At 64.0% G+C, this 14134-nt stretch carries 14 protein-coding genes; 10 read left to right on the top strand and 4 right to left on the bottom strand.

Features of this window, described 5'->3' with window-relative positions; all coding sequences use genetic code 11:
• Positions 1 to 126: 126 nt before the first annotated feature.
• Both ACVWZA_RS06565 and ACVWZA_RS06560 read right to left on the bottom strand, forming a co-directional pair.
• Positions 127 to 606 (bottom strand): RNA pyrophosphohydrolase, encoded by a 480-nt coding sequence (locus ACVWZA_RS06565; protein WP_457310365.1) that lies wholly within the window; start codon positions 604 to 606, stop codon positions 127 to 129.
• 151 nt (positions 607 to 757) lie between these two features.
• Positions 758 to 1747 (bottom strand): alpha/beta hydrolase, encoded by a 990-nt coding sequence (locus tag ACVWZA_RS06560; RefSeq protein ID WP_457310364.1) that lies wholly within the window; start codon positions 1745 to 1747, stop codon positions 758 to 760.
• A gap of 64 nt (positions 1748 to 1811) precedes the next feature.
• Here ACVWZA_RS06560 and ACVWZA_RS06555 point away from each other — a divergent pair, with 64 nt between their 5' ends.
• The 6 genes from ACVWZA_RS06555 (at position 1812) to ACVWZA_RS06530 (ending at position 9946) form a co-directional block, all read left to right on the top strand.
• On the top strand, positions 1812 to 2819 hold the full coding sequence (locus ACVWZA_RS06555) for a histone deacetylase family protein (RefSeq protein ID WP_457310363.1): 1008 nt from the start codon (positions 1812 to 1814) through the stop codon (positions 2817 to 2819).
• Positions 2800 to 4686: a 2-oxoacid:acceptor oxidoreductase subunit alpha gene (locus tag ACVWZA_RS06550; RefSeq protein WP_457310362.1), complete on the top strand. Its 1887-nt coding sequence runs from the start codon at positions 2800 to 2802 to the stop codon at positions 4684 to 4686. The genes ACVWZA_RS06555 and ACVWZA_RS06550 overlap by 20 nt, the downstream gene beginning before the upstream one ends.
• Positions 4687 to 4831: 145 nt before the next feature.
• Positions 4832 to 5866, top strand: a complete 1035-nt coding sequence (locus tag ACVWZA_RS06545; RefSeq protein ID WP_457310361.1) for a 2-oxoacid:ferredoxin oxidoreductase subunit beta — start codon at positions 4832 to 4834, stop codon at positions 5864 to 5866.
• Between the two features lie 159 nt (positions 5867 to 6025).
• Entirely contained in the window at positions 6026 to 7393 is a 1368-nt protein-coding gene (locus tag ACVWZA_RS06540; protein WP_457310360.1) for a cryptochrome/photolyase family protein, read from the top strand.
• 58 nt (positions 7394 to 7451) lie between these two features.
• Positions 7452 to 8747 carry a class I SAM-dependent methyltransferase gene (locus ACVWZA_RS06535; protein WP_457310359.1) on the top strand — a complete coding sequence of 432 codons (1296 nt, stop codon included), beginning with the start codon at positions 7452 to 7454 and terminating at the stop codon, positions 8745 to 8747.
• 14 nt (positions 8748 to 8761) lie between these two features.
• On the top strand, positions 8762 to 9946 hold the full coding sequence (locus ACVWZA_RS06530) for a serine hydrolase domain-containing protein (RefSeq protein ID WP_457310358.1): 1185 nt from the start codon (positions 8762 to 8764) through the stop codon (positions 9944 to 9946).
• Positions 9947 to 9967: 21 nt separating this feature from the next.
• On the opposite strand, the gene ACVWZA_RS06525 is transcribed toward ACVWZA_RS06530, so the two are convergent.
• Together ACVWZA_RS06525 and purF are read right to left on the bottom strand one after the other, a co-directional pair.
• Positions 9968 to 10678, bottom strand: coding sequence for an SDR family NAD(P)-dependent oxidoreductase (locus ACVWZA_RS06525; protein ID WP_457310357.1), 711 nt, complete (start codon positions 10676 to 10678; stop codon positions 9968 to 9970).
• A 96-nt stretch (positions 10679 to 10774) separates the two neighbouring features.
• Entirely contained in the window at positions 10775 to 12247 is a 1473-nt protein-coding gene (gene purF / locus ACVWZA_RS06520) for an amidophosphoribosyltransferase (RefSeq protein ID WP_457310356.1), read from the bottom strand.
• A 130-nt stretch (positions 12248 to 12377) separates the two neighbouring features.
• On the opposite strand from purF, the gene ACVWZA_RS06515 reads away from it, so the two are divergent.
• From ACVWZA_RS06515 to ACVWZA_RS06500, 4 genes are all read left to right on the top strand, one after another.
• The gene (locus ACVWZA_RS06515; RefSeq protein WP_457310355.1) at positions 12378 to 12626 is read left to right on the top strand and encodes a Rho termination factor N-terminal domain-containing protein; all 249 of its coding nucleotides are present in this window, start codon (positions 12378 to 12380) and stop codon (positions 12624 to 12626) included.
• Between the two features lie 170 nt (positions 12627 to 12796).
• Positions 12797 to 13159, top strand: coding sequence for a phosphoribosyl-AMP cyclohydrolase (gene hisI / locus ACVWZA_RS06510; RefSeq protein ID WP_457310536.1), 363 nt, complete (start codon positions 12797 to 12799; stop codon positions 13157 to 13159).
• Positions 13156 to 13665: a hypothetical protein gene (locus tag ACVWZA_RS06505; RefSeq protein WP_457310354.1), complete on the top strand. Its 510-nt coding sequence runs from the start codon at positions 13156 to 13158 to the stop codon at positions 13663 to 13665. The genes hisI and ACVWZA_RS06505 overlap by 4 nt, the downstream gene beginning before the upstream one ends.
• Before the next feature lie 55 nt (positions 13666 to 13720).
• Positions 13721 to 14134, top strand: coding sequence for a MerR family transcriptional regulator (locus ACVWZA_RS06500; protein WP_457310353.1), 414 nt, complete (start codon positions 13721 to 13723; stop codon positions 14132 to 14134).

Here is a 14134-nt window from a genome sequence, read left to right as displayed (position 1 = left end):
GCTCGGCGGGTGCTCCAAGTGGGAGTATGGCCAGTGCAGGCAATTCTCTATTACGGCCTGATCGAGAGCGATTGCCGGAGGTCAGTATCTGCGCAGAACACGCCAAAGCGATGCTGTCGAGCAGTCCTAGGCCAAATAACCCGCAAACCCAGCCAGCACTTCATCATAAAGCGCTTTCTTGAACGGGACGATCACCTCGGGAAGTTCGGCCGGGTCGGCCCAGCGCCAGGCGCGGAATTCCTGGTGCTTCGTCGCGATGTCGACATCGCCGTCCTTGCCGAGGAAGCGGTAGAGGAACCAGCGCTGGCGCTGGCCGCGCCATTTTCCTTTCCACACCTTGCCGATCATGTCCTCGGGCAAGTCGTAGAACAGATCGTGGTCGATCGTCGCGATCAGCTCGACCTTGTCGGGGGTGATGCCGGTTTCCTCAGCCAGCTCGCGGATCGCGGCTTGTTCGGCGTCCTCGCCGTCATCGATTCCGCCTTGCGGCATCTGCCACGCCTCAAGCGTTGAATCGATGCGCTGGCCGACGAATATCTTGCCCTGGGCGTTGAGCAGCATGATTCCGGCGCAGGGGCGGTAGGGCAGGGTGGATGGGTCGGTCATGATTTTGTCCCGGTGAGATCGGTGTGATCGGGTTCGGCTATCCGCTATGCTATGGTCGTGTCGAAACTGGCGATCCTCCCCCAAGCGTTACGTTGCCGGCCCGCCCCCTCCACCGCTTCGCGGTCCCCCTCCCCGTGCCGGGGAGGATTTTTTAACTCGCGGCTTGGGCCATGACGCGGTTCGCTTCCGCCTCGGCGATGATGGTCCTGAATGCGGCCAGCGCGCCGGCGACGTCGCCTTGTGACGAGGGGATCGCCTGACGCAGCGTCACGAAGCCGTGGACGTTGCCGACCGCTTCACGGAAGACGGTCGGCACGCCGGCCGCGATCAGGGCACCGGCATAAGCGCGGCCCTGATCGCGCAACGGGTCGAGGCTCGCCGTCATCACCAGCGCGGGGGGCAGGCCGGCGAGATCGCCGACCAGTGGTGAGGCGCGGATATGCGTGCGTTCGGCCTGATAGGCGGCGTCGAACCATTCCATGCTCTCGCGGGTGAGCAGAAAGCCTTCGCCGAACTCGCTATAGGAGGGAAGCTCGCGGCTTGAATCGGTCGCGGGATAGATCGGGAATTGCGCGATCACCGGGACCTTGGCGGGCGTGTCACGTAGCGCCACAGCAGTGACGATCGACAGATTGCCGCCCGCGCTGTCGCCGCACACGATCAGGCTGGTGACCGAACGGCCGAGCTCGGCGGGACTTTCCGCCACCCAGCGCGCGGCGGCTTCGCAATCATCGGGGGCGGCGGGCCAGGCATGTTCGGGCGCGAGCCGATAATCGACCGCGACGACCGGCAAGTCGAGCGTGCGCGCGATCTCGGCGCAGAAGCTCGCATGGCTGTCGAGATCGCCGATCACGAAGCCGCCGCCATGGTAGAACATGACCGCCGGGCCCGGTTCGCGCGATGCGCGGGCGTCGAACAGCCGCGCCGGGATACCGCCGGCAGGCCCTGGAATCGTCAGGTTGGCGATCGTCGCGAGGGTGCCGAGCGGGAGATCCGCGACATCCTTCATCGCGACATAGACGGCGCGTGCCGCGGGCGGATCCAGCTCGTGCATTTTGGGGCCGGGGACATTGTTGAGATAGGTGAGGAAGCCGCGCACATCAGGGCGGACGAAGGGGGCGCTGACGAAAGGGGCGGGCATTGGCGACGTCTCCACATCTTCCGGGTGCATGGCGAAGCCCGGGGTTCGCGCTTACCTAAGGGGCATGATCGCGCTCGTCCATCACCCGGATTATGTCGCGCCGGCACCGGCGCGAAGCACTTATCAGTGGAACAAGAACGGCCTGATCCGTGACCTGCTGCGCGATAGCGATGCGGATCTGAGATGGTTTCAGCCCGAGCCGATGCCGGTCGAGTGGCTGGAGGCGGCGCACGACGCCGATTATGTCGCGGAGGTGCTGGAGGCACGAGTCCCGGCCGTCAAGGAACGGCGCATCGGCTTTCCCGTCACGCCGCTGGTCGCACGCCGCGCCGCCGTCGTGCCCGGTGGCACCTGGCTGGCGGCGACGCTGGCGCTCGACCATGGGTTTGCCGCCAACACGGCGGGCGGCAGCCATCATGCGCTGGCCGACACGGGCGCGGGCTTTTGCGTGTTCAACGATCTTGCCATCGCAGCCATCCGGTTGACCGAGCAACGCATCGTCGAGCGCGTGCTGATCGTCGATTGCGATGTCCATCAGGGTGACGGCACCGCGGCACTGACCGCGGGCCGACCCGACATCGCGACCTATTCGATTCATGCCGAGAAGAATTTTCCGGTGCGGAAAGCTCGCTCGACGCTCGATGTGCCGCTGCCTGATGGAACCGGGGACGATGCTTATCTCGATGCGCTGCAAACGACGCTGGAACCGATGCTGGACGCGTTCCGGCCCGACCTGATCCTCTATCAGGCCGGGGTCGATCCGTTCGCGGATGACCGTCTTGGTCGCCTCGGTCTGTCATTGGCGGGGCTCGAACGCCGCGAGTCGCTGGTTGCCGGCCTGGCGATCGATCGCGCCATTCCGCTCGCGAGCACGGTCGGTGGCGGTTATGGCGTGGATGCGATGGAAGTCGCGCGGCGGCATGTCGCATCGGTCCTCGGTCTGGGACGGGCCTTTGAAAAGAAGCGGTTGCACACGCCCGCGCATTTTCTACCTTGGGTGCCAAGCGTTGCGGGCCTAGACGGCGCACATCAAAGTTTGCAGGATGATGACAATGGCGACCGCCGTTCATGAGGTGACACCCGAAGAGGCGTCCGCCCACCCGCTGGCAGAATCCGTCGTGGTTCGTTTCGCTGGCGACTCGGGCGACGGCATGCAGTTGACCGGTGGCCAGTTCACCTTGTCGACCGCGCTGTCGGGCAACGATCTTGCGACCTTCCCCGATTTTCCCGCCGAGATTCGCGCGCCGCAAGGCACGTTGTTCGGCGTTTCCGCCTTCCAGATCAATTTCGGATCGACCGCGATCGAGACCGCGGGCGATGCGCCCGATGTGCTGGTCGCGATGAACCCGGCGGCGCTGAAGACCAATGTCGATGCGCTGAAGACCGGTGGCCTGATCATCGCCGATGAGGGCGAGTTCACCAAGCGTAACCTCGACAAGGCGAAATACGAGGTCAGTCCGCTGACCGACGGCAGCCTGGCCAAATGGCAATTGCTTGCGTTCAACATCTCGCAACTGACGCTCGACGCGGTGAAGCCGTTCGGGCTCGGCAACAAGGAGGCGCTGCGCTGCAAGAATATGTGGACGCTCGGCCTTTCGCTTTGGATGTTCGATCGCGACCGCCAGCCGATCATCGACTGGCTGAAGAGCAAGTTCGCCAAGATGCCGGTGCTGGCCGAAGCGAATATCGCCGCGCTAAATGCCGGCCATGCCTATGGCGAGACGGCCGAGCTCGCCGGGGTCGGGCTTGGGGACGCGGGGCTCAGGCAGCATCATATCGCCGCGGCACCGGCGGAGGAGGGGCTTTACCGCACCGTCACCGGCGCGGAGGCGATTTCGCTCGGGCTGGTCGCGGGTGTGCAGCTGGCCGATGTCCCGATGTTCTTCGGCGGCTATCCGATCACCCCGGCCTCTGCGATCCTGCATCACCTTTCGCGGCTCAAGGAATATGGCATCACGACCTTTCAGGCGGAGGACGAGATCGCCGCGATCGCATCGGCGATCGGCGCTTCCTATGCCGGGCAGCTTGGAGTGACCTCATCCTCGGGTCCGGGCATTGCGCTGAAGGGTGAGGCGATGGGGCTCGCGATTATGACCGAATTGCCGCTGGTGATCGTCAATTCGCAGCGTGGCGGCCCGTCGACCGGCCTGCCGACCAAGACCGAGCAGTCCGACCTGTATCAGGCGGTCTATGGCCGTAACGGCGATGCGCCGATGCCGGTGATCGCCGCGCGATCGCCCGCCGATGCGTTCGATTGCGCGATCGAGGCGGTGCGCATCGCGGTGCAATATATGACCCCGGTGATGCTGCTGACCGACGGTTATATCGCCAACGCCGCCGAGCCGTGGAAGGTGCCCGACATGAGCACCTACGCACCCTTCCCGGTGACTTATCTCGACCATGTGCCGGAGGGTGGTTTCCTGCCCTATTCGCGCGACGAGAAGCTGGCGCGACCGTGGGTCAAGCCGGGTACGCCCGGCCTGCTCCACCGCATCGGCGGGATCGAAAAGCAGATCGGTACCGGCAATATCGAATATGGCGCCGCCAATCATCAGAAGATGACCGAGATCCGCCGCGACAAGGTGGCGAACATCGCCATTCCCGACCAGCAGGTCGAACTGGGCGAGGCCGGGGGCAAGCTGGCGATCGTCGGTTGGGGATCGACCTTTGGGCCGATCCATCAGGCGGTGCGGCGCATGCGTCGCAAGGGCCATGACGTCAGCCATATCCATATCCGCCATATCTGGCCGATGCCGGCAAATCTCGGCGACTTGCTAAAGGGTTATGAGAAGATCATCGTGCCGGAAATGAATACGGGCCAGCTCAAGACGGTGCTGCGCGACCAGTTTCTGGTCGATGCCAGGCCGCTCAACAAGATTTCCGGCCAACCCTTCATGATTTCCGAGATCGAAGCGGCGATCGAGGAAGCGCTGAACTAAATCCCTCTCCCGGCGGGAGAGGGAGGGAGCCGCGTAAGCGGCGGAAGGGTGAGGGCGATTAACACCTGTCACCCTCACCCTCCCATCGCTGACGCGATGGGCCCCTCCCTCTCCCGATGGGAGAGGGAAAACAGGAAGAAGACCGATGAACGACATGACCCCCATCGCGAAGACCACGCCCAAGGACTGGGAAACCGACCAGGAGGTGCGCTGGTGCCCGGGTTGCGGCGATTATGCGATCCTGAAGGCGGTGCAGCGGACCATGCCGGAACTGGGCGTGCGGCCGGAAAACACGGTGTTCGTCAGCGGCATCGGCTGCTCGTCGCGCTTCCCTTATTATATGGAGACCTATGGCTTCCACACCATCCATGGCCGCGCGCCGGCGGTGGCGACGGGGGTCAAGCTGGCCAATCCCGATCTCGACGTGTGGATCATCACCGGTGACGGCGATGCGCTGTCGATCGGCGGCAACCACACGATGCATTTGCTGCGCCGCAATCTCGATTGCCAGGTGCTGCTGTTCAACAACGAGATCTATGGCCTGACCAAGGGGCAATATTCGCCGACCAGCCGGGTCGGCACGCGCAGCCCTTCGACCCCGTTCGGTTCGGTCGATCGGCCGGCCAGCCCTTGCGCTTTCGCGCTTGGTTCGGGTGCGCGCTTCGTCGCCCGGGCGATCGATGTGAACAAGAACCTGCCGTCGGTGCTGAAGGCTGCGCATGCGCACAAGGGCGCGAGCTTCATCGAGATCTACCAGAATTGCATCGTCTATAATGACGATGTGTTCGCCAGCTTCACCGACAAGGACAAGGCGCAAGCCGGGCAATTGTGGGTCGAGCATGGTCAGCCGCTGCTGTTCGCCGGTGGTACTAGGGGTATTGCGCTCGATCAGGAGCGGCTGGTGCTGAAGATCGTCGATGTCGTCGATGGCGACTGGGCCGCGGCGAAGGTCATCGTTCACGACCAGACCAACCGCGCGGTCGCGCACATGCTGGTCGAACTGCCGCTCGGGACCTTCCCGGTTGCGCTCGGCGTGATCTACAACGATCCCGCACCGACCTTCGAAAGCGCCGTGGTCGCGCAGAACAAGCAGGCGTCGGAAGGCAAGAAGCCCGACCTGCAGAAGCTGCTGTCGCAGGGCCAGACCTGGCAGGTCGAAAAACAGCCGCATGCGATGTAATTCGTTTGCTTCTCCCCGGAACGGGGAGGGGGACCGTTTTGCTCCTTCAGCAAAATGGTGGAGGGGGTTCTCCGCACGCGTAACGCTGCCGGCCCACCCCCTCCACCATTCGCCTGAAGAAGGCGAACGGCCCCCCTCCCCGTGCCGGGGAGGAGCGAGGTGACCTCACTTCTCTGGCTCCGTCGCGACCTGCGTCTGCACGATCAGGCCGCATTGATCGCCGCCGCCCATGAGGGGCCGGTCATTCCGGTCTATATCCTGGACGACGACACACCGAAGCATCGCCGGATGGGTGGCGCGTCACGCTGGTGGTTGCATCATAGCCTGAAGTCGCTCGACGCCGATCTGCGCGCGAAGGGATCGCGGCTGATCCTGCGCCGGGGGAAAGCCGATGAGGTGTTGTCCGCACTGGCGAAGGAAACCGGCGCGACGCGGGTCCACTGCCTGCGTCATTACGAACCATGGTGGCGCAATGCCGAGATGGTCGTCGCCAGGACGCTCGACCTCGTCCGTCATGACGGCAATTACCTGTTGCCGCCGGGTGTGGTGACGACCGGGGCGGGGCAGCCGTACAAGATCTACACGCCGTTCTGGCGCGCGCTTGACGCACATATGCCGCCGCCGCCGCCCGCGCCGATGCCGCACGCGATCCCGACACCGGATCACTGGCCGAAAAGCGATGCGCTCGGTGATTTCGACCTGTTGCCGCACAAGCCCGATTGGGCGACTGGCTTCGCCAAGGAATGGACGCCGGGCGAGGATGGCGCGCGCGAACGGCTCGACGATTTCGTACCCATTGCCGCCGCGTATGACACCGCGCGCAATCTGCCATCGGACGAGGGAAGTTCGCGCCTGTCGCCGCATCTTCATTTCGGCGAAATCTCGCCGTCGATGGTGTGGCACCGCATTGTGAAGGCCAAAGGCGATACGACGACCTTCCTCAAGGAGATCGCCTGGCGCGACTATGCGCAGAATGTGATCCTGCAATTTCCCGACTATGGAAAAACCAATGGCCGGCCGGCGCTCGACCGCCTGGAATGGCGAACAGGCAAGGCCGCCGATGCCGAATTGCGAGCGTGGCAGAAGGGTATGACCGGTTATCCGATCGTCGATGCCGGGATGCGCCAGCTCTGGACCACCGGCTGGATGCACAACCGCGTGCGGATGATCGCGGCGTCGTTCCTGATCAAGCATCTGCTGATCGACTGGCGCGCCGGGGAACGATGGTTCTGGGATACGCTGGTCGATGCCGATTACGCCAGCAACAGCGTCAATTGGCAATGGACCGCCGGCACCGGGATCGATTCGAACATGTTCGTGCGCATCATGGCGCCGCTCAGCCAGTCGGAGAAGTTCGATGCCGCGGACTATATCCGCGAATGGGTGCCCGAACTGGCCGGGTTGAGCGACGACGCCATCCATGATCCCGACGAGTCCGGGTGCCGGCCGAAAACCTATCCGGCGAAGATCATCGGCCATCGGGAAGCGCGGGAACGCGCGCTTGCGGCAGCCAGACAGGCGAAGTGACGGCGCCCTCCAAGAATCGCTTTTCGCCGCCCCGCGCCGGGTGCATGAGGCTGCGCATATGAACGTAACCGTGCCAAACAGGGGGCGCCGGTTCGGGGCGCGGAAGCAGCGTGGCGTAGGGGGACGCGAGGAGGGGAGCGGCGGCTGGCTGCTCAATCGCTTTTCGTGGGCCTTTCATCGCATCCTCGACCGCATCGACCAGGGACTGGAGCACGGCGCGATCGAGGCGTCGTTGCCCGATGGCACGCGACGTTTGCTCGGCGGGCGGGCGCCGGGGCCGGTGCCGATCGTCGACCTGCGCAGCTGGCGGGCGCTGCTCCGCCTGATCCGCGACGGGTCGGCCGGCTGGTACAGCGCCTGGGCGGCGGGGGAATGGTCGAGCCCCGATCCGGTGCCGCTGTTCGACCTGTTCATGCGCAACGGGCAGTCGCTGGGCGACACGGCAAGGGCCGGCGGCCTGTCGCGCCTCACGCGGCGCATCGGCCATTGGCTGCGTCGCAACGACAAGGCCGGCGCGCGCCGCAACATCGAATTCCACTACGATCTCGGCAATGATTTCTACAGCCTGTGGCTCGACCCCGGCATGACCTATTCGAGCGCGTTGTTCGCCGAGCCGATCGACCCGGCACAATCGCTCGAGGTGGCACAGGCGGCCAAGCTGCAGGCGATGCTCGACCGGACGGGGACCCGGCCGGGCGATACGATCCTCGAAATCGGCAGTGGCTGGGGTTCGTTCGCCGAACTCGCCGCACGAGCGGGGCGCAAGGTCCATGGCATCACGCTTTCGGCGGAACAGAAGGCGATGGTCGAGCAGCGCATCGTCAATGCCGGGGCCGATGCCGAGCTGGGCGGGGTCAGCGTCTCGCTGACCGATTACCGCGACGTCGCCGGCAGTTATGACGCGGTGGTCAGTATCGAGATGGTCGAAGCGGTCGGGCAGCAATATTGGCCGGCCTATCTTCATGCCATCGCCCGTGCGCTGAAACCCGGGGGTCGTGCCGCGATCCAGTACATCATCATCGATGACGCGCTGTTCGAGAGCTATGCACGCAACGTCGATTTCATCCAGCGCTTCGTTTTTCCGGGCGGTATGCTGTTGTCCGAAAGCCGCTTTCGCGCACTTGCCGAACGCAACGGCCTGATCTGGCAGGACCGTGTCGGTTTCGGCCAGCATTATGCCGAAACGCTGCGGCGCTGGCGGGTGAATTTCGATGCGGCGGTCGAGGCGGGAAGACTTCCGCTTGAATTCGACAATGAATTCGTGGACTTATGGCGCTATTATCTGATGTACTGCGAAGGCGGGTTTCGCGGCGGCGGGATCGATGTCGTACAAGTGACACTGGTAAAACGATAAAAGGAGAGGCGAGTATGCGGCGGCTGGCGATATTGGGCGCGGTGGCGCTGGCGGGGGCCGCAACCCATGTCGAGCGCAGCAATGCGCAGGCGGTCGAATCGCCCGAAGTCCGCCTGTCGACCGGTGACCCGGATAAACTGCGCAGTGCCGGCGCGACGATCCTGTTCTGGTCGCAGGCGCAGCGCGACCAGAATTTCCCGACCATGGAAAAGCTCTTTCCCGGTCACATCGCCAGGGCGGGTGGCAAGGTCCATCGATTACCGCAAGGCAAGCCCCTGCCGCTCGATGCCGCGACGATCGACGCCTATATGGCGGGGCAGAATGTCGCCGGGCTGATCGTGCTTCAGGACGGTAAGATCCGCCTCGAACGCTATGCCCGCGGTTATTCCGCCAAGGGGCGCTATACGTCATTCTCGGTCGCCAAATCGTTCAGCTCGACCCTGGTCGGCGCGGCGATCCGCGATGGTTATATCAAATCGGTTGCGGAGCCGGTGACCAGATACATCTCGGAACTGGCCGGCAGCGGTTATGATGGCGTGACCATCGCGCAGCTGCTGACGATGACCTCGGGCGTCAGATGGAACGAGAATTACACCGATCCAAAATCCGATGTCGCGACGATGTATGCGAAGCCGGTGCCGGCCGGTGTCGATCCGACAATCGCCTATATGCGCACCTTGCCGCGCGAAACGCCGCCGGGTGAGAAATGGGTCTACAAGACCGGCGAAACCAATTTGATTGGCGTGCTGGTGACCAAGGCGACGGGCAAGCCGCTGGCGACCTATCTCAGCGAGAAGGTGTGGAAGCCCTATGGCATGGAGCGCGACGCGTTCTGGATGATCGATCAGTCGGGCCAGGAAATCGGCGGTTGCTGCCTGTCGGTCTCGCTGCGCGACTATGCGCGGATGGGCCAGCTGGTGCTCGACGGCGGCAAGGGCATCGTGCCCGATGGCTGGTTCGCCGATGCGACCCGCGCGCAGGTCACGACCTCACCGGCCTATGGCTATGGCTATCAATGGTGGACTTATCCCAATGGCTATTTCGGCGCGCAGGGGATTTTCGGCCAAAGCATCTTCATCGACCCGGCCAAGAAGATCGTCATCGCGGTGTCGGGCGCCTGGCCCAGGGCGACCGGCGACGATTTGAAGACCGAACGGGCGGTATTCCAGCTCCAGGTGATCGAGGCGGCGGGGAAGTAACCTCCTCGCCGGATCGGTGAGTCAGTCGACCCGTTCGAAATGCCCGGTGTCGAAATCCTCGACGATCAAGGCGACGATCCGGTCCGCCACGACTGCCGGTTCCTTGACCGACGCGGGATCCTCACCGGGATAGGCGCGCGCGCGCATCTTGGTGCGGGTCGCGCCGGGATCGATGATCGCGGTGCGGATCGAGCTGATCCGCTGCATCTCGTCGCCATAGGCCGCGATCAGCGTTTCGAACGCCGCCTTGGACGCGCCGTAAAGGCCCCAGAATGCACGCGGTTTGCGCCCGACGCTGGAGGTGATGCCGAGCACGCGGGCGCGCGGCGATTTGCGCAGCATCGGGTCGAACGCGGCGATCAACGCTGCCTGTGCGCTGACGTTGAGCGTCAGCACCTGCGCCAGTTCCTTCGCATCGATTGCGGGGACCGGCGCGAGGCTGCCGAGCATCCCGGCGTTGAGTACCATGATATCGAGCTTTTCCCAGCGCTCGCCGATCGCCGCGCCAAGCCGCGCGATGCTGTCGGTTTCGGTCAGGTCGAGCGGCGCGATCGTCGCGCTGCCGCCAGCGTCGAAGATCGCGGTCTCGACCTCTTCCAGATCCTTGGCGGTGCGGGCGGTAAGAATGACATGCGCGCCCGCTGCGCCCAGCGCCTTTGCGGTTGCCGCGCCGATCCCGCGGCTGGCGCCAGTGACGAGGGCGATCTGATCGGCGAGGGGTTTGTCGGTCATCATTCTTCCTTCGTCCACCGGCCCGCAAGAGCCTCGGCCCGGGGCGCATGCCGCACGGTAGATACCGGAACAAGTCCGGCATGACGTATTTGGGGTTTAGCTCACTCGCTCCGCGAGAAGAGCGAACTGATCGACCGAGGCGACATCGTCATGATCGGTCAGCATCGTCGGATAATCGCCGGTGAAACAGGCATCGCAATGGCTTGGACGGTTGGCCGCCCGGCCCGGCTCGCCAAGCGCCTTGTACAGGCCGTCGATCGACACGAACGCCAGGCTGTCGGCCTGGATATAGGTGTTCATCTCTTCAATGTTCATGTTGGCGGCGAGCAGCTTGCCGCGTTCCGGCGTATCGACGCCGTAGAAGCAGCTGTGCCGGGTCGGCGGGCTGGCAATGCGCATATGTACCTCGGCCGCACCGGCATCGCGCATCATCTGCACGATCTTCAGGCTGGTGGTGCCACGCACGATCGAATCGTCGATCAGCACGACCCGCTTGCCCTTGATCAGCGCACGATTGGCGTTGTGCTTCAGCTTGACGCCGAGATGCCGCACTTCGTTATTGGGTTGAATGAAGGTGCGCCCGACATAATGCGAGCGGATGATGCCGAGTTCGAACGGAATGCCCGACTGCTGTGCATAACCGATCGCGGCGGGCGTGCCCGAATCGGGCACCGGAATGACCAGGTCGGCATCGACCGGGCTTTCGATCGCCAGCTGTGCGCCGATTTCCTTGCGCACGGTATAGACGCTGCGGTCGTCCGAGATCGAATCGGGACGCGAGAAATAGACATATTCGAAGATGCACGGACGCGGTTCGGTCGGCGCGAAGGGACGGTGCGAGGACATCTCGCTGCCCTTGACGATGACCAGCTCGCCCGGCTCGATCGAGCGTACATAGGTCGCGCCGACCACGTCGAGCGCGACGGTTTCCGACGCGAAGATGATCGCCTCGCCGAGCTTGCCCATGACCAGCGGCCTGATGCCGAGCGGGTCACGGCAGGCGATCATGCCCTCCGGGGTCATCACGATCAGCGAATAGGCACCCTCGACTCGCTTCAGGGCGTCGATGAACTTGTCGACGAAGGTGCGGTAGTTTGACGTGGCGACGAGATGGATGATCGTTTCGGTGTCGGAGGTCGACTGGAAGATCGACCCGCGCCGCACCAGATCGCGCCGCAACCGCATCGCGTTCGAGATATTGCCGTTATGCGCGATCGCGAAGCCGCCCGACGCGAGATCGGCATAAAGCGGCTGTACGTTGCGCAGCGCGGTCTCGCCCGTGGTCGAATAGCGCACATGGCCGCACGCGACATTGCCGCGCAGGGCGTTCATGATCGCCGGGCTGTCGAAATTGCCCGCGACATGACCCATCGCGCGGTGCGTATGGAATTCGGCACCGTCGAAACTGGTGATTCCCGCAGCCTCCTGGCCACGGTGTTGCAGCGCATGGAGTCCGAGCGCGACAAGCGCCGCAGCGCCATCGCTGCCGGAGGCGCCAAAGATGCCGCACTCTTCGCGCAGCTTGTCCCCATTTGCATCGGGGAGATCGAACGGATTGGTTGTCAGCATAGCGCCCTTCGGGGGAGTAAGCGGCGCCCGCCATATAGGCACGCGATCCGCGTTTGTCGCGTTTTTGTCACATCGAGCCGGAGCAATCTGTCGCATCGGCGGTTTTCCGTGGATCAGGAGGTACTTAATCATGGCCAAGGATCACGGGCCGAGCGTCAAGAATGATAAATTATACGAGGATTTGCGCCGCGACGGCGCGTCGAAGGAAAAGGCGGCGCGGATCGCCAATGCCCAGGCGGCGGGCACGCTCGACCATCGCGGCACCGAACTCGAGGACCGCACCAAGGCCGATCTGATGAAGGAAGCGCGCGAGGTCGGCATCGCGGGCCGATCGAGGATGGGCAAGGCCGATCTGGTCAGGGCGATTCGCAAGGGGTGATGATACGTCGCCCGCCTTCTCTCCATCGCCACTTCCGTCATCCCAGCGAATGCTGGGATCTCAATGAGGAAGGCGCGGCGCCAGCCCCACAAAGACCCCAGCCTTCGCTGGGGTGACGGATGGCGGGTGTCGCGCTTTCGCCCGAGAGCAGGCAGCCCTATGAGGTCACCATGCCCGATTCCCGCGACACCGGCCTTGAGCTGAATCCCCGTTACGATACCAACGGCCTGATCACCGCCGTTGCCACCGACCGCGCGAGCGGTGAATTGCTCATGCTGGCACATATGAACGCCGAAGCGCTGGCCGCCACCATCGCGTCTCGCGAGGCGCATTTCTGGTCGCGCAGCCGCGGCAAGCTGTGGAAAAAGGGCGAAACGTCGGGCCACATCCTGCACGTCGCGGAAATCCGCATCGACTGCGATCAGGATGCGGTGTGGCTGATCGTCGATCCTGCCGGCCCGGCCTGCCATACCGGCCAGCGCAGTTGCTTCTATCGCCGGATCGAGGGCGATGGATTGAGCCCGGTGGAATGAGGCGCGGCCTCGTCCTGGCGCTGTTGCTGGTCGCTGCCTGCTCGCGCCAGCCGGACGTACCGAAACAAACCGCAGCCGCGCCGGCGACCGGCCTCGAAGCCGCGGCGATCGAGGCCGGCGTGATTCCCGATCCCAATGGCACCGACATCACGGGACTCTATGCGCGCGACACCGATCGCATGTGCGTCGTCCCCACCGCAACCGCGTACCGGATCGGCGTATATGTCGATTATGGCGAAGATCAGAATTGCGGCGGATCGGGCGTCGTCACGCGCGTCGGCGAGGCGCTGAATGTCGATTTCCCCGATGCGCCCGGATGCAATTTCGATGCGCGCTTTGAGGGCGACGGGATATCCTTTCCAGGCAAGGTTCCCGATGGCTGCGCAAAGCTGTGCTCGCGTCGAGCATCACTGGCGGCGCTTGATGTGGACCGGTTGAGCGAATCGGTGTCCGAAGCGTCCACCCTGCGCGACGCCAAGGGCAAATTACTGTGCAGCGGCGGGTGACGGGCAGCCACGGTTGACCTTGACGTTCACGTAAGCTGATTTTACAAAGGCGGCCATGTCGACCGTCGCAGCCTATGCCGTCGTTCCGCAGCGTGCCGATCGCGATCGATTCTCGATCTCCGATCTGTCCGCCGAATTCGACGTGACCGCCCGCGCCTTGCGTTTCTATGAGGATGAGGGGCTGATCGCGCCGGAACGGCGTGGCACGACGCGAATCTATTCGCATCGCGATCGCGCCCGGCTGGCGTGGATCCTGCGCGGCAAGCGAGTCGGCTTCTCGCTCACGGAAATCCGCGAGATGATCGATCTTTACGATATCGGCGACGGCCGCAAGGCGCAGCGCGAAGTGACCATCGCACGGTGCCGCGAACGCGTCGCGCTGCTCGAATCGCAGAAACACGACATCGACGCGGCGATCGCCGAGCTCACCGAGTTCGTCGCCGTTCTCGAAAACCCGCAAACTCTTTAG

It is taken from the genome of Sphingomonas sp. UYAg733 (assembly GCF_054057355.1).
Note: the sequence above shows the minus strand (reverse complement) of the source record. Positions and strands in the feature narration are given on the sequence as shown.